Genomic DNA, 24,040 nt, shown 5'->3' on the forward strand with positions numbered 1-24,040 from the left:
AAGTAAGATAGTTTACACAGGAGATCACCGTTAGAGCGTATATTCGTTCACGTTGCACACTAGCAAGGAAACCACCATTTCAATGAATAAAGTTTTCCTTTTCTGATCATCATATTGATGTGCCCGTCAGACGCATTATTCCTATCCTCACGTAATTGTATTACTTGCAGTTTGCCAACACCAGGTACTTCGATAGCTCTTATTTTTTTAACTGCATTCGGGAAAAGGTCTTTCAGATCATCTAACGTACTATGGTTGTCGAGTCTCCTATGATGAAAAACAATGAAATCCCCATGGTTAAACCTTACTTCATCGATCGCTACTTTATCCCGAAAATTCTCAAACCGCGTCCCGTTTTTAAATAAGTATTTAGTTTGAGGATCAATAGTACCGTCCGGTTCCTGGAAGATGTTTGTACAGGGTTCTTCATCGCTCAAAAGTTTTACGCTGTCAGGCTTGCCCAGCATTGAATGAAATTTGCTGAGGGAGAAGTAGCGTTTTAATTTACCGTTGAAAAGAATGTCCTTTTCATTCATAATTTCGATAGAGGTATCGGCAGTTGGCTTTTGCATCTCGGTTTCTGATGTGACTGCGGTGTCTTCTATAACACTCGCTATCGGTTTATCCGGCGATTTACCTTTGTATTCACCAGGTGATCTGTTGCTGTTCTGACCACAGGAGGTTAGCAACGATTGAGTTGCAAATAAAATGATCGATAACATACGTAGTGGTTTCATCTTTGATTTCATCAGAATGTTTAACAGTATTGACTAAATAAACGTTGCGTTTTCCGATCCTTTAATTGAATCGTAGAGTCATTCTGTTAATGAATAATCTTTCTTGCAATTAAGAAAACCTCAATTATTTTTCAGCTGACGCTTTTTTAATAAGTCATCGACTGCTTTACGTCTCTTGTTTTTTGGATCGTTAGTAAACTTGTAGATAAGAAAAAGCGGAATGAGAAGCCCCAAGGTATATGCTTCAAAATAAATGCTCACTATTATAATTCCAACAAGAAAGCCGATAAGAAAAGCATTAAGAATGGAAAATGATTTTAACGCTTTTTCTTCGGCCAGCAGCTCTTTGTCTGTCAATGATTCTAATTGTTCCTCTTTCATATAATTTCTTAGGATTAAGTACTTGCGCATATAGTAGCAGTAAACTTTAACACACGATCTATTTTTTAAATTTTTCTTGTCATTAACTTCTTTTTGAATCTACTACACCTGCAAGATAAATTTTATATCGCAAAATTGAGACATATTTATTTTTTGTATATAGAAGCATGTTACTATAAACTCTATTGACATCCATTTATAATATTCTTACCGTACAAATAATTATATACTCCTCATTAATACTCCTCACTAATACTCTTCACTGGTGTTCAGAAGATACCCCATGTGTGGCCATTGGCTAATACTATAGCAGAATATATTCGTTCATCATCATATCCTTTTTTGCAAAGAATAAGGCAGTAAAAAAACCACTCAACCCATTGGCAGAGCTTGGCAAATAAATAATATGGGATGGTGCAACTTTGTGACGGTAGGGTTCAGCAAAGATCTTTCATTAAATATAATACCGTGAAAATGATTGATATCTTATTAAGAATGCGGTAGTTATTCTTTGAGCCCCACGCTAATGGCTGATAACATTAATAATATATTTCCTATGAATATCGACAAACTAGAATTTGTAGCCTGGATGCAAAGGATTCTGGAGCGAATTGACCTTCTGGGTGACAATATCGATACGCTGAAAAACAAAAGGAACAGTATTGACGGCGAAGAGCTCCTCGACAATCAGGATCTGCTTCAGATGCTTAAGATCAGCAACCGGTCCCTGCAACGTTACCGCTCCAATGGGAAGCTGCCTTATTACACCATAAGCGGCAAGCTATATTACAAGCTATCTGATGTCCATCAGTTTATAAGGGACAGCTTTAACCCCCCGCTTAGGAAATAATGCCATTGAGCGACAAAGCCTGCCTTTGGATGCCACTTGATGCAAAACCGTGAACACTTCCCTTACATTCGGAAGAGAACTTTTAAAATTTTCCAGAATATGAGCGAAGAAACAACAACTAGACCGGAGATGCCCGAACAGCTATCCGACATACTGCTTGTGCTTGATAAAGAAAAAATGAAGATCCAGGCAGTAAAGAGCCTTGACCAAAACGGGAAAATGGAAACGGTGGACCCAACGAGGAAAAACCAGAGCCAGTTTATGCGGGTGGACAAAAGCGGGGATTTCTTTTCCAACTTTTTTTCCAATTTTTTCAGCCAGTTAAAAAATCCTACCAACTTCTCGTTTTTTAAAGTTGCTGCCCAACTGGCCGTCGAAAAAGCAAAGGAATTTCAGAAGCAGGTAGATAAGCCTACTCCTGAAGGTGAAAAACTGCTTAAAGAACATGAGATGAAACCAGAACCTCAAATTGATAAAAAAGAAGAAAATCAAAAAAATATGGAAACAACACAGACAACGGCGGAGGCGAGCGAATACCGCTACAAGCCGGAACAGATTGATTGGGATACCATGAACAATCTAGGTTTAGGAAAGGAACGCCTAGAAAAAATGAATTTGTTAGATCCTTTATTAAAAGGCTACAAGACCAACGAACTTGTACCTATAAGCGTAAATCTTGGTGGGGCCATAGTCCGTACAGATGCCCGGCTATCTTTACAAGCTACAGAAAATGGTAAAATTGTGGCAGCCATACATGGTATCCGTAAAGAGCCGAACCTCAACTTTGAATTTTTTGGACACCAGTTTACCGCTGAGGATAAAAAAAACCTGCTCGAAACTGGCAATATGGGTCGCATCGTTGACTTGAAAAATGCTAAGACCGGGGAGATGATGCCATCTATTATCAGCGTGGATAGACTGACAAATGAACTCGTTGCCCTTAAAACTGATTTCATCAAAATCCCTGATGAAATAAAGGGTGTGAAGCTGGATGACCATCAGAAACAGATTTTAATGGAGGGTAAGCCCTTACAGTTAGACGGTATGATTTCCAATAAGGGCACAGAGTTTTCGGCAACGTTGCAGTTCAATGCAGATAAACGTTACGTAGAATTTCTTTTTGACCGCAGCAATACGAACCGTCAAACCCAAAGCAACGGGCAGAGCAATCAGCAAAGCCAGCCACAGGAAGCACCAAAGACATTCCGGGGAAAAGAACTTACGGACGAGCAGTATAAGAATTTCAAAGCCGGGCAAACCGTTTACGTTGACGGATTGAAAGATAAGAAAGGACAGCCTTATCAGGGCTACATCACTTTCAATGCCGAAACCGGAAAAACCAACTTTCAGTTTCCAAGCCAGGTGAAGGCGCAGGCAAAACCTGTAGAAGCTCATAAAACGCAAACTGCCGTCAATTCGGAAGGTAAAACCAATGAGGCGACCAAAAAAATCAACGAGCCTTTGAAATCGGGACAGCAAACACCGAAAAACAAACAGCGGCAAGATGTTCAGGAGAAGCCACAAGTCCCTGCCAAAGGCAGAAAAATGCAGTAAATGATGAAAACGATCATTGCAGAAAAACCAAGCGTAGCAAGAGAAATAGCCGGCTTGTTGGGGGCATCCGATAAAAGGGACGGCTACCTGACCGGTAACGGCTATTTTGTTACCTGGGCATTCGGTCATCTGATAGGATTGGGAATGCCCGAAGATTACGGGATTACGGGATTTGACAGAACCGCTTTGCCCATATTGCCCAATCCATTTTTACTGACCGTACGGAAGCTTAAAAAAGACAAGGGCTATAGTGCCGATCCAGGTGCAACGAAGCAACTGAAAATAATCAAAGAACTGTTCAATAAAAGCGATAGCATTATTGTGGCAACGGATGCCGGACGTGAGGGTGAACTCATCTTCCGGTATATTTATGAGTATCTGAATTGCAGCAAGCCGTTTGAACGGCTTTGGATCAGCTCGCTGACAGAAAAAGCCATAAAACAGGGCTTTGACAATCTCAAAGACGGAGCCGCATTTGACGGATTGTACAAGGCGGCACAAGGCAGGAGCCGTGCCGATTGGCTGGTGGGTATTAATGGTACACAAGCGCTTTCTATTGCTGCAGGCAACGGCGTGTATTCGCTAGGCAGAGTGCAGACTCCTACGCTCGCCCTGATTTGCAGGCGCTATCTCGAGAATAAAAATTTTGCTGTGCAACGCTACTGGCAGATTCAGTTATCCCACCACAAAGAGGGCATAGACTTCAAAAGTATTTCTAAAACAAAATGGGAAGAACCGGCGGTTGCCAATGAGACCTTGAAAGCCCTTCAGCGAAGCGGTACGGCAGCCGTGACATCGGTGGAAACAAAAAACGTTACCGAGCAACCGCCGTTGCTGTTTGATCTGACAGGATTACAGAAGGAAGCCAATAAAAAGCTAAACCTATCCGCTGAGGAAACGCTGAATGTTGCCCAAAGCCTGTACGAAAAGAAATTTATTACCTACCCGCGTACCGGGAGCAAATACATTGCTGAAGATCTATGGCCAGAAATTGCCCCCCTTGTACGGGCGTTGCAGGATCGTGATATCTGCAAAGAGGCTATAAGCAAAATGAAATGGGGACGGTTCAATAAGCGTATTGTAAACGACCTGCGTGTTACAGACCATCATGGGCTACTGGTTACCGATAAAATCCCGTCGGCCCTCAGTGCTAAGGAAAATTCAGTGTATGATATGATTGCCCTGAGACTTCTCGAAGCGATTTCACCAGCCTGTATCAAAGAAATAACCGATGTTAACTTGCAGGTATTGCATTACGATTTTGCTGCAAAAGGCTCTAAGATTATAGAAGCCGGTTGGCGTGGCATTAAAGGCAGTTTCTCGGATGATGATACCGAACCCGTGCAGGATCTTCCCGACCTGAAAAAGGGTGACGAACTGAAAATAAAGGAAGCAGCTGTTTTGGAAAAGAAAACCAAACCGCCTGTGTTGTATACTGAAGCAGGCCTTCTGTCGGCAATGGAAACTGCCGGAAAGGAAATTGAGAATGAAGAAGAACGGAAAGCCCTGCAAAATATCGGTATCGGCACTCCCGCCACAAGGGCCGCCATTATCGAAACTCTGTTTACCCGCAGTTACATACAGAGGGAAAAGAAATCCTTAGTTCCTACCGACAAGGGATTGCAAGTGTATGAATTGGTTAAAGACCGGAAAATTGCGGACGTGGCAATGACCGCCGAATGGGAATTAGCTTTACAGAAAATCGAAAACAACGAGGCGGATGCAGATGAATTTCAAACCGAAATGGAAGCCTATGCTTCCTCCATTACCAATGAATTGCTGCAAACCACTATTGCCAAAGAAAACCTCCCTAAGCTCACGTGCCCCAGATGCAAAAGCCATCAGCTGATTATCCGGGACAAAATTGTAAAATGCCCTGATGAGGCTTGCAATTGGGTACAGTTTCGCAATGTATGTGGCGTGCAAATCGCAATCGCTGATATTGAAAGCCTTATCAATAAAAGAAAAACCTCGCTCATCAAAGGAATGAAAAGCAAAGCGGGTAAGAAATTCGATGCGTATATCGTATTAGATAATGACTGCAAGACCTCTTTTGAGTTTGAAAAAAACAAAAGCAACAAGCGTAATGGAAAATAAACCTGCCGTTAGTGCCATGGAAATCAAGAGCCTGATTTATCCCATACGTGGCAAACAAGTGATGCTGGATAGTGATCTCGCTTTCCTGTACGGGGTGGAAACAAAGAACCTTAACAAAGCCGTAAAAAGAAATATCGAAAGGTTCCCGGTTTCTTTCTGTTTTCAACTGACTGAAAAGGAAGCCCATAACTTGAGGTTCCAATTTGGAACCTCAAGTTTAAATTACGGCGGCAGACGTTATTTGCCTTATGTTTTTACCGAACAAGGGGTTGCAATGGCATCCGCAATACTCCGTTCGGATATAGCGGTTAAAGTCAGCGTAGAAATTATGGAAGCTTTTGTAGAAATGCGGCGAATGCTCATCAGCAATGCTTCGTTGTTTCATCGTTTGGATAGTATCGAGCTGAAGCAACTGGAAACCGACCAAAAATTTGAAGAGTTATTTAAGGCATTGGAAAGCGATAAGCTTCACAGCGAAAAAGGAATCTTTTACAACGGGCAGGTTTTTGATGCCTACGCCTTTGTATCGGATATTGTAAGAAGCGCCAAAGGCTCCATCATTTTGCTGGATAATTATGTGGATGATACCGTACTGACCTTATTGGGAAAACGCAGTACGGCTGTAACCGCAACTATCTATACCAAAAGCATCAGCAATCAGCTACGACTGGATGTACAACGCTATAACATACAATATCCCCGCATTGAAGTTGAAATTTTTGCGGATGCCCACGACCGCTTTTTAATTATTGACGGTACGGAGCTTTACCATATCGGGGCTTCACTTAAAGACCTGGGCAAAAAATGGTTTGCTTTTTCACGAATGGATATTGAAGTCGGCAGGATGCTACAACTGCTCAATATACTATAGAACGAACCTCTGAACCTTCAGAGGTTTTTTTTATTGCCATTGCGCCAAATCCCGCCTCCCAAAGACAAACCCTGCCACCTCATTCATGAAACTTACTTACTGCTATAATTTTAAGTCTCGAGTATAATTTAAAACAAAAATTACGGTATGAATACCCAGCAAAAAGACCTTTCATATTTCAGATTACGACTCCAGGAGTTATTAAATAACAGCTTTCCCGAAAAAACGAACGATCAAAAATTTATTGATGAGCGTTCTTCGTGGGCGGCCAATGCCTATGAGGGTGCTTTCCGATCTGGAAACGGCATTGAGCAGTGCAATGAAATAGCCGATCACATTTTGTTTGAGGGCTTATACTTCTCCAAATTCGATACGGTTTTTGGGGTCGTATGCAATGAGTTTGACACCCTAATGGCTGACGAGGAACTCAGGCCGTTCGCCCTTAAAATGCTCCCTGTCTGTGAGCCTGTTTTCTCCAACTATGAGCTAACCGATGATTTCGCTTATGCCCCAGAGTTCAACCTGCTCTATACCGAACTGACCGGAACCATCGCAATATGGATCGAGGAAAATGGGCTTCAGTAAGCGTCAACATCTCCAACAGAACATTGATGCCCTACGAATTGCTTTTATACTGGAAAAGGAGAAACGACAAGCCACCGTGGGCGAAAGACTGCTAATGATGCAATACAGCGGATTTGGCGGTCTTAAATTCGTCCTCAACCCCGTTGAGTACGCCGTAGACATCAATAATTGGAGAAAGACGGAACACGACCTGTTCCCGCTTACGCAGGAACTCCACCAGCTACTCAAAGAAAATTCTGGGGAAGATAAACAATACCGCAGGTACGTGGACAGTATGAAAAGCTCCGTACTGACGGCTTTTTATACCCCACCGCAGGTCATCAATGCGATTTCCGCAACCCTGCGTGAAAGCGGGGTTAACATTCAGAAGTTCCTTGAACCCTCAGCAGGTATTGGCTCATTTATACAGTCTTTTTCAGAAAATCAGGCGGCAAGCGTTACCGCTCATGAAAAGGATCTACTCACAGGTAAAATTTTAAAACAGCTTTATCCCGAAAGCAATATCCGTGTAAGCGGTTTTGAAGAAATCCCGGAAAGAGAACAGAGCAGCTATGATGTAATCGCCAGTAACATCCCATTTGGCGACACTTCCGTATTCGATCTTTCGTATTCCCGCAGCAAAGATTTGGCAAAAGTTCAGGCTGCCCGAAGCATTCACAATTACTTCTTTCTGAAAGGTACGGATATGCTTCGGGAGGGCGGCATTTTAGCCTATATCACTTCACAGGGCATTTTGAACAGCCCGAAGAATGAACCGATACGCAGGGCTTTAATGCAGGATAATAATCTGGTTGCGGCTATCCGCCTGCCCAATAACCTGTTTACTGAGTATGCAGGTACAGAAGTCGGAAGCGACCTGATTATCCTGCAAAGGAATACGGCAAAACAAGGTCTGACTGCAAGAGAAGACCTGTTTTGCCAAAGCGTTCCAACAAAGTACAATACGCTCGGCAATGCGCTGTTTCGGGACAGCACAAGGATTGTGCATACCGATAGTAAATTAGACACCGACCCATACGGGCAACCTGCGCTCATCTATATGCATAAAGACGGCGTCAGCGGAATAGCCAAAGACCTCCAACAAATGCTTTCGGATGATTTTGGAAAGCACTTGAATTTGGGGCTGTACAGAGGTGAACGGAACAATGAGCGTGCATTACAAATTCCGGTCAAACCAAAGTTTATACCTCCGGTTATCGAATCTGTAAATATTGGGCAGAAAATACAGCCTTTATCCGTTCCTATAATTAATAGTGATAGCCCGCAGGAAAAGCAATTGAGCATCTTCGACCTGTTTGAAAATATAGATGAACCTGTAGCGGTTCTTGTGCCGTCAGCAACCCAAACTAAAAGACAAAGTACCAATAAAAGCAGCCGTGCAATAGGTCGCCAAACCGACCTGTTCAGTGCAGTCCAGCAACCCTATACGCCGTCTGCCACCACTGGGGAGGCTAATAGAAGTACTCCATCGAACGGCCAAAAACAGGAAGCCATAGGCGACCTATTTTCAAATATGGACGACAAGGGCCAGGCTGCTCAGCCAGCTGTTCCCGATACCATTCCCGGACCTGCTCCATATAGTGGCAAACTGCAATCGTTCCACCGTACCGATTGCCTGGTGGTCGATAAGGGTTGGGTTGGGCATTTACAAGATGTAGATATATCAGGTGGTACAGCTATTTTTCATCCGCTTGAATTGTCTGCCGCACAGCGGACGAGAGCCGAAGCGTATATCGGGATGCGTGATGTTTACCATCAGCTTTACACCAAAGAATCGGAGCTTCAGACCGAACACAAGGAAGAACGGGAAACGCTGAACCGCTTGTATGATGCCTTTGTCAAAAGATACGGCAACCTTAACAGCGCCGATAACATCAAACTCATTAAAACGGACAGTGCCGGCAAGGAAATCCCTTATCTGGAACGTGTGGTTGGCGGTGTGGTGCGTAAAGCGGATATCTTCATCCATCCTGTAAGTTTTTCCACGATAACCATAGCAACGGACAATCCCGAAGAAGCCTTAGCGGCATCGCTGAACAAATACGGCAGCGTGGATTTGGGCTATATGTCCGAAATCAGCGGTATGACCGATGATGCTTTAATAGAAGCTTTACACGGTCGCATTTACTATAATCCCCTGCAAAAGGAATATGAAATAGCCGAACGTTGGATTGCAGGCAACGTGGTGGAGAAAACGAAGGATGTAAGGGCCTACATCGAAAACAACCCCGAGGATGGACAGGCTAAAGCAAGCCTTACCGTATTGGAGGAAGCCCGACCAAGACGTATCGAGTTTGAAGAACTGGACTTCAACCTCGGCGAACGCTGGATACCTACCGGCATTTATGCCCGTTTTGCTTCCCATTTATTCGATGCGGACGTACTCGTCCACTACTCCGAAAGCTCCGACGACTTTTCCGTAAAATGTCATCAAGGCAATATGAATATATGGGAGAAATATGCCGTCAAAGCTGAAAGCCGGACGTTTGACGGGGTTGCCCTGCTCAAACACGCGCTCGTCAATACCACGCCTGACATCACTAAAAAAGTAATGGTGGGCGACCAGGAAGTAAAGGTGCGGGATATGGAAGCCATACAAATGGCGAATACCAAAATTGACGAAATCCGAACCGCCTTTAGCGAGTGGCTTCACGCCCAAAACGATGAGTTCAAAACAAGACTGACGGACCAATACAACGACACCTTCAACTGCTTCGTACGCCCAAACTATGACGGCACACATCAGGATTTTCCGGGACTGGACCGTAAGGCATTAGGTATTCGGGATCTGTATTCTAGCCAAAAGGACACTGTTTGGATGATAAAGCTAAATGGCGGTGCGATCTGCGACCACGAAGTGGGCGCAGGAAAGACGCTCGTAATGTGTACGGCTGCACAGGAAATGAAGCGGTTGAGGCTGGCGCACAAACCGATGATTATCGGGCTGAAGAGCAATGTGCACGAAATTGCCGAAGCCTATCACACCGCTTATCCACACGCCAAAATTTTGTTTCCTGGCAAAGAAGATTTTACGCCTCAAAAGCGCCTGCGCATTTTCGGCGATATTAAAAACAACGATTGGGATTGTGTGATACTCACACACGACCAATTCGGGATGATACCGCAGTCGCCCGAAATACAAAAGGATATCCTTGAACTCGAGTTGGACAGCGTGGAGCGTAATCTCGAGGCCCTGCAATCGCAAGGCAAGGAAGTGACAAGGGGTATGCTTGCCGGAGTAATCAAGCGGAAACAAAATCTTGAAGTAAAGCTAAAAACCCTGCAACACGATATCGAGAATCGCAAGGATGATGTTGTGGACTTTAAGATGATGGGAATTGACCATTTGTTTGTGGATGAAAGCCATCAATTCAAAAACCTGATGTTCAACACCAGGCACTCACGGGTTGCGGGATTAGGTAACGTGGATGGCAGCCAAAAGGCCATGAATCTTCTTTTTGCTATCCGTGCCATCCAGGAGCGCACGGGTGCCGATATGGGCGCAACCTTTCTTTCGGGAACCACCATCAGCAACTCCTTAACGGAATTATACCTTCTGTTTAAATACCTAAGGCCGCGGGCAATGGAAAAGCAGGGCATCCATTCATTTGATGCCTGGGCAGCGATCTATGGAAGGAAAACCACTGATTATGAATTTTCGGTGGCAAATAATATCGTGGCAAAAGAGCGATTCCGGTACTTCATCAAAGTACCGGAACTGGCGCAGTTCTATTCCGAAATCACAGATTACCGGACCGCAAAGGATATAGGAATTGACCGTCCTAATAAGAACGAGGTATTGTACAATATACCGCCGACGCCCGATCAGGAAGTATTTATTAAAAAACTGATGGAGTTTGCCAAGACGGGAAATGCGGAATTACTCGGCAGACCGAAGCTAAGCGATAGTGAAGAAAAGGCAAAGATGCTCATTGCTACCGACTATGCCCGTAAAATGTCCCTCGATATGCGCATGGTAAGCGGCAGGTATGAAGATCATCCTGATAACAAGGCTTCGCATTGTGCAGCGAACATTGCCAAATATTACAAAACGTACAATGCGCAGAAAGGAACGCAGTTTGTCTTCTCTGATTTGGGAACCTATAAGCCGGGCGAATGGAATGTGTACTCCGAAATCAAACGTAAGCTCGTGGAAGACCACGGAATCCCTGCCAACGAAGTCCGCTTTATACAGGAAGCCAAAAACGATAAGCTACGTAAGGAATTAATCAAAGGAATGAACGAAGGTAAGATCCGTGTGCTGTTTGGCTCGACCAGTATGCTTGGTACAGGGGTGAACGCACAGAAAAGAGCTGTTGCCGTTCATCATTTAGATACGCCGTGGCGACCGAGTGACCTTGCTCAAAGGGACGGTCGGGCTATCCGCAAAGGCAACGAGATTGCCAAGTTCTTTGCCGAAAACAAAGTAGATGTGATTATCTATGCCGTAGAGAAATCACTGGATAGCTATAAATTCAACCTGCTGTACAATAAGCAACTTTTTATTGACCAATTAAAAAGCAATAATCTCGGCAAACGAACTATTGACGAAGGAAGCATGGACGAAAAATCAGGAATGAACTTTTCGGAGTACGTGGCGATCCTGTCGGGAAATACCGACCTGTTGGAGAAAGCGAAACTGGAAAAACAGATTGCCGGACTGGAAAGTGAAAAGCAGGCGTTCAACCGTTCAAAATTCAGTGCCAAATACAAACTGCAAGACTGTAAGGAAATGCTCGAAAGTGCCGGATCCCGTTTAAATCGGATGAACCTTGATTGGGACAACTTGCAAGCTCGCCTGCAAAAGCATTCGGATGGTACTATCGCTAACCCTATGCAATTGGACGGCTTACCGCCTAATGCTGATGTAAAACAAATTGGGACAAAGCTCAATCAACTTGCGGACGAAGCCCGCACAGGGGGTCAATATGAGGAAATTGGGAGCCTATACGGATTTTCCTTGTTGGTTAAAACCGAATTGTCGGAAAAAGAAGGCATGGATATTCGGGTAAACCGTTTTTTTGTACAGGGAGAAGGAAACATCAAATATACTTACAATAACGGTATCATCGCCAAAGACGAGAAGCTGGCGGCTATGAATTTCCTTAACGCATTGGAGAAATTACCCGGCTATATTGAACAGGAACGAAAGAAGATTGCAGAAATACAAAAAGATATGCCTATTCTTCATGATGTGGTTAACGGAACCTGGACTAAAGAAAGCCGGCTGAGCGACCTTAAAACCGAACTGGCTGCGGTAGAGAGAAAGATACAACTATCCATTATACCAGAAGCTAAGGAGGAACCAAAAGAAGGGCAAGCTGAAGAACAGAAAGCAACCCCTCAGGTTTCGGAGAACATTGTACGCGTAAAAGATATCCATATGCCTCGGGGGATGTTGTAAACTTTAAAGGTGGGCAATAAAAAAGAGAGGTCATTTCAGCCTCCCTTTTTGTTATCCCTCCTGCACCAAATGCTGCAAGTTGGGGTCACTCTTAATACGATCCATTTCGTTTTGGACTATGTTCAAAATATCTGTTTTTACCTGACGGTAATTGCTTTCAATCTCATGCTTCATTTTATCTTCGCCATGTTCATCAACAAAGGAAAGAATTTGCGGTATCTGCTGATAGGCTTTGGTCTCAGCAGATACTTTTTCATTATCCACCACAATTTCCGCATGAAAAATCTTTTGCTCGATACGCTCATCGAAGTTGTCCGATACCGAACCCACAAACATACCTTGTGTAAGGGTAGAAATTTTCGAGGCAGGTATCAGGCTATCTAATTGAGTAGAAATGGATGTTGATTTATCATTTCGATTTATCGTCACACTTTGGCGTTTCTGTAATACTTTTCCAAAACGCTCACTAAGACTTTTTGCAGTTTCGCCTACTACCTGGCCACTGAAAATGTTACCGACTGTATTCTGAATGACCTTACTCTCCTTGTCGCCGTAATCACGGGTTAATTGACTAAAATCCTGAAAACCCAAACAGACCGCTACCTTGTTACTTCTAGCTGTCGCGATAAGATTATCTAAGCCCCTGAAGTAAATGGTCGGAAGCTCATCAATGATCACTGAACTCTTTAACTGTCCCTTTTTATTGATGAGTTTTACAATTCTTGAATTGTACAAACCCAGGGCAGCAGAGTAGATGTTTTGTCTATCGGGATTGTTGCCTACGCATAAAATCTTAGGTTCATTTGGATTGTTAATATCGAGGGTAAAGTCGTCGCCGGTCATGACCCAATACAACTGCGGGCTTATCATTCTTGACAACGGAATTTTTGCCGATGCGATTTGTCCCTGTAATTGATCCTGAGCGCCTCCTTGCCAAGCATCCATAAACGGCGATAGGTAGTTTTCCAAATCCGGATATGAAGTTAGAATAGTAAATACATCCGAATACTTTTTGTTTAAGAGTTCAATAGCGTGTGGAAAGGTACAATACTTGCCGTTTTCATAGATTTTTAAATACCAGATAATGGCTGCAAGCAAGATAATTGGGCTTTCTACGAAAAAATCTCCTTGCTTCTGTATCCAAGATCGATTGAGATTCAGCATAATAGTATAAGCTGCTTCATAAGCATCGGAAATGTCCGTCATAAAGTCGGGATTGAGTGGGTTACAACGATGGCTCTTGCGAGGGTCGTCAAAGTTGATCACATAAAACTTCGGCTGAACTTTATACTTGTCGCGATGCTTCAGCAAATGATTGTAGGCAATGGTAGATAGGTCGTCGAACTTAAAATCGTAAATGTACATACTAAAACCTTTCTCTATCTGCTGCTTGATATAGTTGTTTACGATAGCATAAGATTTTCCTGAGCCTGGTGTTCCGAGCACAATGGATGCCCTAAAAGGATTGACAATGTTAATCCAGCCAGTGTTCCATTTACCCTTGTAATAAAATTTGGTGGGCAGGTTGATAGAGTATTCGTTTTCAATCAGTTTCGTTTCCTGTTGGAAGCTCTCATTCTCATTATTAAAAACATCGTCCATCAGGTTGGTACGTAGCAAACGGCTCATCCAAACACCCGCCATCATCAAAGCGATGTAGCCCGCACCTGTGCTAAGAATATATAGGATCGTGGCAGTTAACAATGGTAATTTTAATAAAGGGAAATTCAGAAAAAACAGGATAATGCCAATAGCTAACGCCGTATAAATTTTTGACCAGGTTATCTTTTCATTCTTGACGCCTTTAGAGCCCAAGCAGCTTAACGCCAGTAGTACCAATGCAAACAGCTTCGTATAAAGGGTGTGCGAAAAAAGTCCTGCTGTTCGCTGAAAGTTGCCTAAAATCTTGTTGATGATTACTAACGTCCAGCCACATTCTAAAAAGTAACCGTAGCAAAACCAGTATAGGTGCATGAGTACTAAAATGATACTCACAGCCCGCATAAAAGCCATAATCTTGGCTAAGCCTCTTAAATCGTCTTCTCCTTGCATATATTGAGGATTTATCTATTAAACCCTCAATGTATGTTCCTAAAGATGAACTACTTCCATATGGCAGTTCGAGGCGTGCTATGGCGGTATGTGGCACTCAATGAACCTTTGAAAGTTTTACTTGAGCCGTAGTGTCGGTATTGATTTACGGTTCAGTGGATGTGTAGACGCATTGTCAAATTATTTTCTTTAGAATGTAAAATTAATTAGGAATTAAAGTAAGAATAGGTAACACATCCGTTAAAACGTGGGAACGCAGTACAAAACATCTTTTGTCACGCTTGTGAGATATAAAATTTTTATTTAAGTTGTATATCCCTACCCAAAATAGGGCATTAACCATAACTTAAATTAAACTACTTATGAAAAATTTCTTTCAGACCGTTCAGCTCAAAATGCTGGAAGGTGAACAAAAAATCAGTTTCAATCATTCTACTATCATTGAGGACGCCCGGCAAATGACAATGATACTTAAGGATTTGCTGGAGCAATTAAAAAAAGAAGTTTTGATCAGAGGTTTCGCTAATGAAGCTGAAGAGATTGAATTCTTTAAAACTATGAAGCCCGCGATTTTGGGAAAGCTTCTTTTTTATAATAAAGTATTTCGTCTAGAAACAGCGCGGCCCTCCAAAGGAGGAGCTATGTATAAACATTATTATGAAGAGAAGTTAGAACATTTGGAAAGATACTATAAGGATGCGATCAGTAAGTCCAAGTTTTACCAATATTACCGTTCTGGCAGTAATCATAAGGATGGTTGCTTTTTTATCCGCGGAAAAATTGATATTACTACTGGGGTTAAAGGGTTTGTATTTGAGGCCGATCCCGGTTTTTCGACTTACTATGATTATAAAGTTTCCAAGATCATAGAGTGTGACCTCCTGTATGATTACTTAATATTGAGGCTTGAAGAGTATTCCGACTACGCATCTTTTTCAGGTAAGTCCTTCTTAGAGCTTTTACAGTGGGTAGATTCCAAAAACGCATTAATAGAACTTATATACGGAATTCATGCCGTTAAAAGCCTGGGCAATTCCGAATTGGGAATAAAAAAATTGGGTATCATCTTTGAACAAATATTTAATATTCAACTTGGTGATCTTCATCATGCTTTTCATCGGATGAAGTATAGGACTGGTGAAAGGTGCTTATACCTTACAAAAATGAAAAAAGCTCTGGAGCGATATATGGACGACGGATTTATAGATTAACAGTCTATTTAAATTCTGCCTAATGAAATCTTCAAAAAATGCGAGATAAGAGCATCAGCTAAATCTATATTTGTTGACTGTATCTTAAAAAAGAGGCTCAAACCAATGGGTCCAAGCCACTTACTAATGAATATAAGATAATTATAATATAAATATGCCAGGTGTACCCTTAAAAGAATCATCCAAGCCGGGCCTGGATGAATCAATTAAAAAAAATAATTATTATCCGTGTTTCATCCGGATAGCTATTAAATATACTACAAAAATCTGTAGCATAGTGTGTTTCATGTGGATGTTAACTAATTTTAACATCTTGCTGAGCATATTGCGCTAACAATGATTATATTAGAGATTTACCGATGCCAATATTAGATGTTTCACATGGCATGACATAAGTTATATGACAAGAAAAGTCACCGATGGACCTTATCGAAATAAGGAGAGAACTAAAGCAAACCTAATTAAAGCAGTAGGGAAGATCCTGCAAGAAGATGGTTTTTCCGGCCTGAACCTAAGTAAAGTTGCAGACGAAGCGAAGACTGATCGAAAATTGATTTATAATTATTTTGGAAGTCTTGAAGGATTAATCAAGGAGTACCTTGATAGCCGTGATTACTGGAAAATCGCCCAGGAAGATATTGAAGGCATTATCGAGAAAAGCAAAAAAGATTCAGGTAAAGCCCTTGCTTTTCATGTACTGGAAGATCAATTCGATAGTTTAATAGGGAATGAAGAAGTGCGCCGGATTATCACTTGGGGGCTTAGTGAGAAAGCCACGGTTTTAAAAGAATTAGATTTGAAACGTGAAAACACAGGTGAAGAAATCCTTCGGGCAGTGTTTGATCAGCATTTCAAAAACAGCGGCATAAATTTCCGAGCTATGTATGGCTTATTAATGGGTGGAGTATATTATCTGACGCTGCATTCCAAAATGCAGGAAAATCCTTTCTGCGGAATTGATATTCAACAGCCAGAGGGACAAGAGGAGATTAAAAAAGCGATAAGGCAATTACTTGACCTTATTTATAAGTAACTGCAAGTAAAATTTTCTCATTTACTTAATCTAAACTTTTCATGTCTGTTAATATATGATTTAGGTGTACTCAAAATAATTAATATGATACTATTTTTCATGTTGTTTTTAAACTTTTCTTTTTAGATGTCGTACAGAAAGAGATTATCAATATAAGGCTTATTTTACTCTTTTTAAATCATGTAGAAGTTGATCCATTCTGTTCCTTCTTTGCTCCGTTTGATCACCCCAAAAGTCAAGATTTGCTTTTTCTCTACTAATGGCAGCCTCCGCGAATTTCTGGACCTCAGGTTCAATTTTTCCGCTTAAAAAAAGTTGTGAGAAGGCTAAAGAAATAATCATCTGGTTGATCATATTTAAATCGACATACTTATTTGTCATAGTATCTACTATACGGTGAAGTCTGTTAGTATCGCTGCCATCAAGAGACAGATCAAAAGCAGGATATCCCAAGTCGATGAGCTGATCTTTAATAAAATTCTTTATGTTGCCACGGGGATGAACAGTATTCCAGTCGGCATATAGATAATACGTATCATTCCCGATATCACTACCGAAAGGTGACCAACTGTCCAGCGGGTCATAGTAGAAATCACTCTTCATTATTTTCTTCGCCGTTTCACTCCCGTTTTCCCATTTTATTTCCCTATATGTATTTGATTGCTGCCCTCTAAAAAATGTAAAGGAGCTTAACAACATCATTACGGGTAATACTTTTATTAAATTTTTCATAGCACGTTTTAGATGAGCTGGCTAAGCCAGACAAAAATTTCTTGAAAACTGAAGGCAACTAGATTGCAGAGATCTATCATCATATTTAGAAATGTCACCATTCTCTCCACTCCTCCGTAATATCTCGACCAAATAAATTATAACCTTTCTCTTCACTTACCATATTTATGATTTCAATGATTTTTTCTTTCGCACTTTCACTGATTAGCGTATGGTCGCAACCTTTATTTAAGTTATTTAGAGCCACCATTATCATTTTTAAAGCAAACAACATTTCATCCACCGTCTTACTTCGTGAAACTGCTTCTACGTATGCAGTCAAATAAGTAATACATGCATTAATATCCATTTCTGTAAAGGAAGGCTTATGTTTATTCATATAGCTTTCAAGATCATTCTTAACATTAAAAATTAAGTCATCATAATAATGATCGGCTGTGACCTCATTCATTAGAAAATCCTCTTCTTCATTTTGCTCTTTCTCATTATCATAAGGATTTCCATTTTTTGCACCACAAAGAAGTATCCCCCAATCGGTATCAACTTCGATTTCGCAATCCGCATTTGGTGAACTATCAAGAAATTTTTCAAAAGCTTCGACTATAGGCTTAATTTTATCGATTTGTGCATTTTCACCTGAGAATCTCGGTCCAGAAGCGCCAAAAGAAATTTCGAATTGGAGCCCTGTTTCTTGATCTTTAATGTAATAAATAAATCCTTCAAATAGGATAGCTTGCGGTGCACCAAAATGGGATCAAAATATGGTACTTTTCTATTTATTTCCAATTTTCTAATTTCCATCCTTCTTCCAAACGCTCTTTTAGATAGGTGTCATTCCAAACGCTATTAGGAGAGAATTTCAATTGCTCCTCTGTTAGACTCTTAACATGTTCTACCTCATTTGTTTTTTTATCAATGATAAGCCACTCTGCGCGATGCAGGTAATGTTCTGTCCTAAAATATCTTGGTGCGACAAAGTCACGAGGGAGATCAATGTTTTTTACAAAATCTATAATTCCTTTTTTTAGTGCCGCTTTGACAGGAAATTGCAGATAAAAAAAATCTTTCAAAAAAAACCGCTCAATATCATCTGGAATCTTCGTATGTAAATCATATGACACTTTTACCAGCTCAACATCATTCTTCTCATTTTCGGGTGACTTAACAAATTGTAAAAAGCCAAGTCCTTTTTTTGTGGATATAGCGTAAATATCGCCTAATTGTACTTTGATACTATTCTTCATATTGCTTCAACACTTTACGTTCCATGTCATCACTTTTCCATAATTCAATGCGGTAATAATCATTATCTGTATCATTAGGTACGTCATAATACTTAACGCTATCCAAGTTGGAAGAATAAATTCGAACTCTGTACTTTCCGGGATCAATCTTTAGAGATAATTCTAAGTTATTATCTGGGCAATTTATAACTTGCAACTCTCCTGATGATATGTAAATTCCTCCTTCTACAATGTGATCATATTTGTTAAAATCTACATTTATATTTGGTTTGTCTAATATTTCAATTTCTCCTTTAATATTATTCCCATAACTTTCAATACCGATTCCAACAATACCATTTACCATTGCTAATCTACTTTTAAAAGATTCTTCATTCCAAAAATCAGGCGATGTTGGATTTCCTTTATTATCATCGCTTTTATCTTCCAGATAAAATTGATGATAATCTGTATGAAATTTAAAATATTGTATTTTCATTGCAGTTTTGTTATTAATTGAGCATGATATAAAAATACTCAGAATAGTTAATGTTATAATTTTTTCATAATATATTAATATTTAAAGAACTGGTGCAAAACGCATATACATACCAATTCCTATTATAACTCCGGCTCCAAGGACTACAGGCCACATATTGTAAGGAACGGTTGGCCGTGAAAAATTTATAGTGCGAGGCCCTAGGATTGATGTAGTTTGCGGAAACCATGATAACTACGGGGAGTTATAGTGTAGTTATTTGCGAATATTTTCTAATCTTCCAAATAAAGAACTACAAAGCTACCAAAGGGGAGCTTTGTAGTTTATAATTGTTTTATACCAGCAGTAAGATCAGAATTTTAGCTTAATGGCAAATTAGATGTATCTAACTTATTACAAGCCTCGACAACAACTCTTTTTAAATGTACTTTCTGTGGTAAAATTACTTTTTCCAGTTTTAATGCTCTATGAAGTTGTAATCTTTCGATCAAAGAATTTTCAGTTAAGTCCAACTGTACTATTGAGCCGTTATATATATAAAATTCTTTAAGATTCGGGAAGTTTTCTAAAATAATGTTAGACTTCTGGTTTTCATACCAAAGAATGAGCTTTTCGACTTTTTTGAACTTATCTAAAATTTTGCCCTTAAAGGTTTTTACCGACAAAAATGTAATTTCTTTTAAATTCTTAAAATTATTCGACGATAAGTTGATTTTGGATTTATCGCCTACAATTAAATGTTTCGCATCAAAAATTACGTTAGATAAATCTATGGTAGATTCATGAAAAGCAATCGTTTCAAATTTATATTTTATAATTTCGTCCTTTATGTTCTGAAAATAATTGTTATCAACTTTGTCAAATCCAAAACTTCTTATGCTGTATTTGTCAAAATCTGAAATTGAAATTTGTAAATACTCTTTGATAGGATCCATGCCGATATCCATTCGTTTTTGAATGTCTGCAAAATCACTTGTAATCAGTATTCCTCTATCTTTAGGAATGTAATAAATATTAGTAGCCATCTTGTAAAATATATAAATATCCTGGTGATTGTCTTATATTAAAGTTTATTGGATTTTGGTACCCTTGTGGATAATTAGGAAGAACTTTATCTGTTTGCATTCTTCTGTATTCGGCTTTAAATGCTTCTCTATCTGATAGAGATGGAGTCCATTCAAAAGCTTTTACAGTTGTTCGGTGATATGTCATTTGTAATAATGCGGATGTAAACATTCTGTCTATAGGGCCCTTTCCATGATATTTGTAACCCTTATCAAAGAAAATAGTATAGGATCCAACTTGTCCCATTCTTTCTCTTACAGGATAAGATTTAGCTTCAGCTTTTACTTCTTCAAAGCTAAATGTTTTACTTCCAATATTACTATATGAATATCTACGTCCTGTCCATTGTGGGACATGTGCAGAGCCAAAAGCTGTATTAACACTATACCAAAGTGCTCCAATACCTGCTATTGTTGTAGTTCCTACAAGCCCGGCACCTCTAGTTAATACTCCTGCTATAGCACCCGCTGGCCCAGGTCCAGGTCCAGATTCTATATCGCTTCCAAACTGCGAAAAATCAATCCCTTCGAAATATGTTGGTTGCGCAAGATACGCCATGATGTCTTTATACATCAGGGTTTCCCCGAAAGTGCTGCTTCCACCGCCACCAGCTCCGCCTGAATCTTGATTTACTGCTCCAAGTGCATTGGTACGATAGGCCTTTACAGAATGAGACTGACTTAAAAGGTAATTCATTGCATCCCATTCATCCAATGTGGTACGCGTACCATTCGAATCAATGCTTTCGTAGTCACCTGTTCCCCAGTTGTATTCTACACCTCTTCCATCCGGATCGACAAACACGATAGGGTTATTAACCGCATAGTTGTATGGTGAATGCCTTCTATAATCTTCTGCCAACGGATCGACGACGCCCCATCTTCCGATATCCGGCATATAGAATCGGGCACCGTAATCGTACATGCCGATCTCCTGCTGGAGTTCTTTTCCGTTATACTCGTAATTGTAATTTACCCCGGAGGTATCCGAAGTGGTTCCGTGTTTTAATCCAAAGGCGTAATAATCATTTTTCTCAACGATCGCCGCCTGTGCGCCTTCTCTGGTAAAGCTTACCCGTACATTTCCCAAATGGTCAATGTAATTGTAAATATACTTATTTTTTATATTATCATAATACCCTTCTGAAGTAGCAAAGAATTTCAGGCCGTTTGTATTTAAAAGATCTGTAATTTCGTAGCTGTATTGGAACCCGTCAATATATTCTGTATCAATAAAAGTATCCTGTTTTAATTTTCCGGAAAAATAAAGGAATCTCTTTTTGATCTTCACGCCGTCCGCCCTGTAAGCGTACTGAACGTTACTGTAAATATCCTCTCCGTTTCTGGTTACATAATCATTGAATTTAATATAATAAGGCAGGTTGAGATTGTTATATTTAATCTCGAGAATACCTTTATCCAAGTGCTTGGTCATATTCCCGTTATCATCATAGGTAATGGTATTGCCCGAGGTATCCGGATAGCCGTAGTAGTTGGACGTCTGGTCAACTACTGAGGTAAGCCTGTTTCCGTTATAGGTATACGTGAGCGCATCGATCTGTTCTGCAAATCCTGAATATGATTTCTGGTTTCGGTTCAGTCCCATGATGTTTCCGTTGGAGTCATAGCTTATATTCTCATTATAGAATCCGTTCTGAGGAACGGTGCTTTCCGGTTCCTGGTACACCGCAGCGGTAAGTCGGTTATAGCCGTCATACTGATAGCTGTACCTTTTCAAGATACCATCTGCAGCCGTTTTCCAGTTTACTTCCGTAATATTTCCATTATAATTAGCCTGTGCTACGGAAGCATTGGAAGTTGATCCGAACTTAACCTCATAACCAAACAATTTACTGCCCAGATTGGCCGGATCGTTGATTTTGCTTACCCAGCCTCTGGTGTTATAGGTATACTGTATATCCTGGAGATTATTCCCTACTTTTTTACTGGTGAGCTGTCCGAGTTCGTTGTAGGTATAGTATGCCAGCAATTCTTCCGTAAGGCTATTCACCTGATGGTAGTGCTGTTTAAGACGGAATTGATTATCATAAACAAAGCGTTCCTTCACCGATATTTCAGTATCGGTGCTTAATTTTTTATGATACGTGTTGGCCAAAAGAACCGCTCCTGAAAAGTCAAGCTGCTTTTCTGTTTTGGTATATCCTCCCAAATGGTTTTTGCCCTGGCTTCCGACCGGTCTTCCGGTAAGATCATACCAGATATGGGTGGAAGACCAGTTATCATCATCCAGGTTTTTCACCAGGGTAGCCGTTGGCATTGTCCTGGTACTCCTGATGCTGTTGATTCCATTGGCGGTTACAATAGAAGAACTGGAAAGTATGGTCTGGCCTAAGATCGTTTCAGGTCTTGGGAGCGTGTTATTAAAATTGGTTCCCGGATAAGAATCATAATAATTCACACTGTACAGCGTAAATGTTCCCGCAGGATATGCCGAATTGCTGTAAAATACTTCCTGCGTATTCTGTGTAAAGGAGGTAGTACTTCTGGTTTCATTATTCAGTCCCTTTAAATCGGCATTTGCCTGTTCCTGGGCTCTTGTTCCTCCCGTGAAACGGCCTGTATACACGATCCGTCCAAATTTGTCATATCGGGTAAACAGCCACTGGTTAGGAGTATCAGGATTATTTTTCATATTGGCATCCTGAGCAGCAACCAGACGGTTCTGCTGGTCATACACCATATATTCCCATCCTTTTCCCGGAAGCTTTTTCTCAATAAGCCTGTATTTGTTATCATAGATATACTGATAGCACAGATCATTTAATACCTGTTGCGATAAAGAATTGCTATTTGCCGCGATACTCTCTACAGCCTTGGGAGAAACCACAAAGGCAAGCATGTTTAAGTCGTTATAGATATAATAGGTATCTTGCTTAGTGCTTCCTGACTCTTTTCTTACCAATATGGTCTTTCCCTCTGAGTTTTTGAATTCACTGGTGGTATTGCCGTTCTCATCGGTAACAATGGTTTTGGATAACTGACTGTTGCCGTATGTAGAGATTCCAGTAATGGATGTCGTTAGCATTCTACTGTTCCATACTGCATCCGTTGCAAATCTTTTAACCTGGTCCGATGTCGTATTGGTAAGATACTGTGTTTTGACGGTATGCCCTGTGTTCATGGCCCATTCTGTACCGGGATGAGCCGTCTCCAATGTCCTGGCCAAAGGTGAAGCTTCCAGTTTTTGCTCGGTATACGCATTGGATACTCCGTAATAGATATTGGCTGATGTTTCTGAAACGGTATTCTGGATTCCCAGATTAGCAGTTGGAACCGGGACAGGAAGGATCGATTTTACCTGCCTTCCAAGATCATCATACACAACAGGTGTGGCAAGATCCTGCCCTGAAGGAGTAACTTTCACCTGCACTACCTGTTTTGCTCTTCCTAATCCGTCAAAATACTGTACGGTTTCATTCTTCTTACTTCCATCTGCAGATAAATATATTTTAGTGTAAATATAGTTTTCAGAAGCTGTAGGAGTGGTCTGTGCATGGGCAAACAACGAAAAACCTACCGCAACAAGGGAAAATAAACTTTTCAGCTTTCGTTTTACGGCATTGTTATATACTGTATGTAATTTCTTATACTTTTTCATCTTATTAGTTTTTATTATGATACTGGTGCTCTTTAACCGTATTTCCATTCACATCCACAACTCTGCTTAACCTATTATAAGCATCATATTTGTAAAATTCCATCATTCCGTTGGGAGGAATAACAGTG

General features: G+C 40.7%; 17 protein-coding genes. 8 read left to right on the forward strand and 9 right to left on the reverse strand.

What is annotated here, in order from left to right; translation table 11 throughout:
* Positions 1-59: 59 nt before the first annotated feature.
* Both U9K52_RS12080 and U9K52_RS12085 read right to left on the reverse strand, forming a co-directional pair.
* Positions 60-722, reverse strand: coding sequence for a hypothetical protein (locus U9K52_RS12080; RefSeq protein WP_322926712.1), 663 nt, complete (start codon positions 720-722; stop codon positions 60-62).
* A gap of 135 nt (positions 723-857) precedes the next feature.
* A complete protein-coding gene (locus tag U9K52_RS12085; RefSeq protein WP_322926714.1) occupies positions 858-1,118 on the reverse strand; it encodes a hypothetical protein in 261 nt (86 codons plus the stop codon).
* Between the two features lie 556 nt (positions 1,119-1,674).
* On the opposite strand from U9K52_RS12085, the gene U9K52_RS12090 reads away from it, so the two are divergent.
* The 6 genes from U9K52_RS12090 (at position 1,675) to U9K52_RS12115 (ending at position 12,479) form a co-directional block, all read left to right on the forward strand.
* Positions 1,675-1,968 (forward strand): helix-turn-helix domain-containing protein, encoded by a 294-nt coding sequence (locus U9K52_RS12090; RefSeq protein ID WP_322926716.1) that lies wholly within the window; start codon positions 1,675-1,677, stop codon positions 1,966-1,968.
* A gap of 99 nt (positions 1,969-2,067) precedes the next feature.
* Positions 2,068-3,522 (forward strand): DUF3945 domain-containing protein, encoded by a 1,455-nt coding sequence (locus U9K52_RS12095; RefSeq protein WP_322926717.1) that lies wholly within the window; start codon positions 2,068-2,070, stop codon positions 3,520-3,522.
* Between the two features lie 3 nt (positions 3,523-3,525).
* Positions 3,526-5,619: a DNA topoisomerase 3 gene (locus U9K52_RS12100; RefSeq protein WP_323673795.1), complete on the forward strand. Its 2,094-nt coding sequence runs from the start codon at positions 3,526-3,528 to the stop codon at positions 5,617-5,619.
* Positions 5,609-6,490, forward strand: coding sequence for an ORF6N domain-containing protein (locus U9K52_RS12105; protein WP_322926720.1), 882 nt, complete (start codon positions 5,609-5,611; stop codon positions 6,488-6,490). The genes U9K52_RS12100 and U9K52_RS12105 overlap by 11 nt, the downstream gene beginning before the upstream one ends.
* A gap of 147 nt (positions 6,491-6,637) precedes the next feature.
* Complete coding sequence (locus U9K52_RS12110; protein ID WP_322926722.1) at positions 6,638-7,075, forward strand: DUF1896 domain-containing protein; 438 nt, start codon at positions 6,638-6,640, stop codon at positions 7,073-7,075.
* A complete protein-coding gene (locus U9K52_RS12115) occupies positions 7,062-12,479 on the forward strand; it encodes an N-6 DNA methylase (RefSeq protein ID WP_322926724.1) in 5,418 nt (1,805 codons plus the stop codon). The genes U9K52_RS12110 and U9K52_RS12115 overlap by 14 nt, the downstream gene beginning before the upstream one ends.
* Before the next feature lie 51 nt (positions 12,480-12,530).
* Here the strand turns inward: U9K52_RS12115 and mobC are convergent, their stop codons facing one another.
* Positions 12,531-14,531: a conjugal transfer protein MobC gene (gene mobC, locus U9K52_RS12120; RefSeq protein ID WP_322926726.1), complete on the reverse strand. Its 2,001-nt coding sequence runs from the start codon at positions 14,529-14,531 to the stop codon at positions 12,531-12,533.
* Between the two features lie 362 nt (positions 14,532-14,893).
* Between mobC and U9K52_RS12125 the strand changes: the two genes are divergently transcribed.
* Both U9K52_RS12125 and U9K52_RS12130 read left to right on the forward strand, forming a co-directional pair.
* A complete protein-coding gene (locus tag U9K52_RS12125; RefSeq protein ID WP_322926728.1) occupies positions 14,894-15,742 on the forward strand; it encodes an RteC domain-containing protein in 849 nt (282 codons plus the stop codon).
* 400 nt (positions 15,743-16,142) lie between these two features.
* Entirely contained in the window at positions 16,143-16,775 is a 633-nt protein-coding gene (locus tag U9K52_RS12130) for a TetR/AcrR family transcriptional regulator (RefSeq protein WP_322926729.1), read from the forward strand.
* Between the two features lie 159 nt (positions 16,776-16,934).
* On the opposite strand, the gene U9K52_RS12135 is transcribed toward U9K52_RS12130, so the two are convergent.
* The 6 genes from U9K52_RS12135 to U9K52_RS12160 all read right to left on the reverse strand — a co-directional run bounded on the left by U9K52_RS12135 (position 16,935) and on the right by U9K52_RS12160 (position 23,912).
* A complete protein-coding gene (locus tag U9K52_RS12135; RefSeq protein ID WP_322926730.1) occupies positions 16,935-17,507 on the reverse strand; it encodes a hypothetical protein in 573 nt (190 codons plus the stop codon).
* A gap of 94 nt (positions 17,508-17,601) precedes the next feature.
* The gene (locus U9K52_RS12140; RefSeq protein ID WP_322926732.1) at positions 17,602-17,958 is read right to left on the reverse strand and encodes a hypothetical protein; all 357 of its coding nucleotides are present in this window, start codon (positions 17,956-17,958) and stop codon (positions 17,602-17,604) included.
* A 325-nt stretch (positions 17,959-18,283) separates the two neighbouring features.
* Positions 18,284-18,751, reverse strand: a complete 468-nt coding sequence (locus U9K52_RS12145) for a hypothetical protein (RefSeq protein ID WP_322926734.1) — start codon at positions 18,749-18,751, stop codon at positions 18,284-18,286.
* The gene (locus tag U9K52_RS12150) at positions 18,741-19,229 is read right to left on the reverse strand and encodes a hypothetical protein (protein ID WP_322926735.1); all 489 of its coding nucleotides are present in this window, start codon (positions 19,227-19,229) and stop codon (positions 18,741-18,743) included. The genes U9K52_RS12145 and U9K52_RS12150 overlap by 11 nt, the downstream gene beginning before the upstream one ends.
* Positions 19,230-19,588: 359 nt before the next feature.
* Positions 19,589-20,254, reverse strand: a complete 666-nt coding sequence (locus tag U9K52_RS12155; protein WP_322926737.1) for a hypothetical protein — start codon at positions 20,252-20,254, stop codon at positions 19,589-19,591.
* Positions 20,244-23,912 (reverse strand): DUF6443 domain-containing protein, encoded by a 3,669-nt coding sequence (locus tag U9K52_RS12160; protein WP_322926739.1) that lies wholly within the window; start codon positions 23,910-23,912, stop codon positions 20,244-20,246. The genes U9K52_RS12155 and U9K52_RS12160 overlap by 11 nt, the downstream gene beginning before the upstream one ends.
* Between the last annotated feature and the right edge of the window lie 128 nt (positions 23,913-24,040).

Origin of the sequence: Chryseobacterium sp. MHB01 (genome assembly GCF_034651565.1) — a bacterium.
GTDB classification, from domain to species: Bacteria; Bacteroidota; Bacteroidia; order Flavobacteriales; family Weeksellaceae; genus Chryseobacterium; species Chryseobacterium nepalense.

Coding starts and splice junctions, on each gene's coding strand:
- U9K52_RS12105 (WP_322926720.1), top strand. CDS start 5,609: ATGGAAAATAAACCTGCCGTTAGTGCCATGGAAATCAAGAGCCTGATT.
- U9K52_RS12140 (WP_322926732.1), bottom strand. CDS start 17,958: ATGAATGAGGTCACAGCCGATCATTATTATGATGACTTAATTTTTAAT.
- U9K52_RS12155 (WP_322926737.1), bottom strand. CDS start 20,254: ATGGCTACTAATATTTATTACATTCCTAAAGATAGAGGAATACTGATT.
- U9K52_RS12085 (WP_322926714.1), bottom strand. CDS start 1,118: ATGAAAGAGGAACAATTAGAATCATTGACAGACAAAGAGCTGCTGGCC.
- U9K52_RS12135 (WP_322926730.1), bottom strand. CDS start 17,507: ATGAAAAATTTAATAAAAGTATTACCCGTAATGATGTTGTTAAGCTCC.
- U9K52_RS12115 (WP_322926724.1), top strand. CDS start 7,062: ATGGGCTTCAGTAAGCGTCAACATCTCCAACAGAACATTGATGCCCTA.
- U9K52_RS12090 (WP_322926716.1), top strand. CDS start 1,675: ATGAATATCGACAAACTAGAATTTGTAGCCTGGATGCAAAGGATTCTG.
- U9K52_RS12080 (WP_322926712.1), bottom strand. CDS start 722: ATGTTATCGATCATTTTATTTGCAACTCAATCGTTGCTAACCTCCTGT.
- U9K52_RS12145 (WP_322926734.1), bottom strand. CDS start 18,751: ATGAAGAATAGTATCAAAGTACAATTAGGCGATATTTACGCTATATCC.
- U9K52_RS12100 (WP_323673795.1), top strand. CDS start 3,526: ATGAAAACGATCATTGCAGAAAAACCAAGCGTAGCAAGAGAAATAGCC.
- U9K52_RS12150 (WP_322926735.1), bottom strand. CDS start 19,229: ATGAAAATACAATATTTTAAATTTCATACAGATTATCATCAATTTTAT.
- U9K52_RS12125 (WP_322926728.1), top strand. CDS start 14,894: ATGAAAAATTTCTTTCAGACCGTTCAGCTCAAAATGCTGGAAGGTGAA.
- U9K52_RS12110 (WP_322926722.1), top strand. CDS start 6,638: ATGAATACCCAGCAAAAAGACCTTTCATATTTCAGATTACGACTCCAG.
- U9K52_RS12160 (WP_322926739.1), bottom strand. CDS start 23,912: ATGAAAAAGTATAAGAAATTACATACAGTATATAACAATGCCGTAAAA.
- U9K52_RS12130 (WP_322926729.1), top strand. CDS start 16,143: ATGACAAGAAAAGTCACCGATGGACCTTATCGAAATAAGGAGAGAACT.
- mobC (WP_322926726.1), bottom strand. CDS start 14,531: ATGCAAGGAGAAGACGATTTAAGAGGCTTAGCCAAGATTATGGCTTTT.
- U9K52_RS12095 (WP_322926717.1), top strand. CDS start 2,068: ATGAGCGAAGAAACAACAACTAGACCGGAGATGCCCGAACAGCTATCC.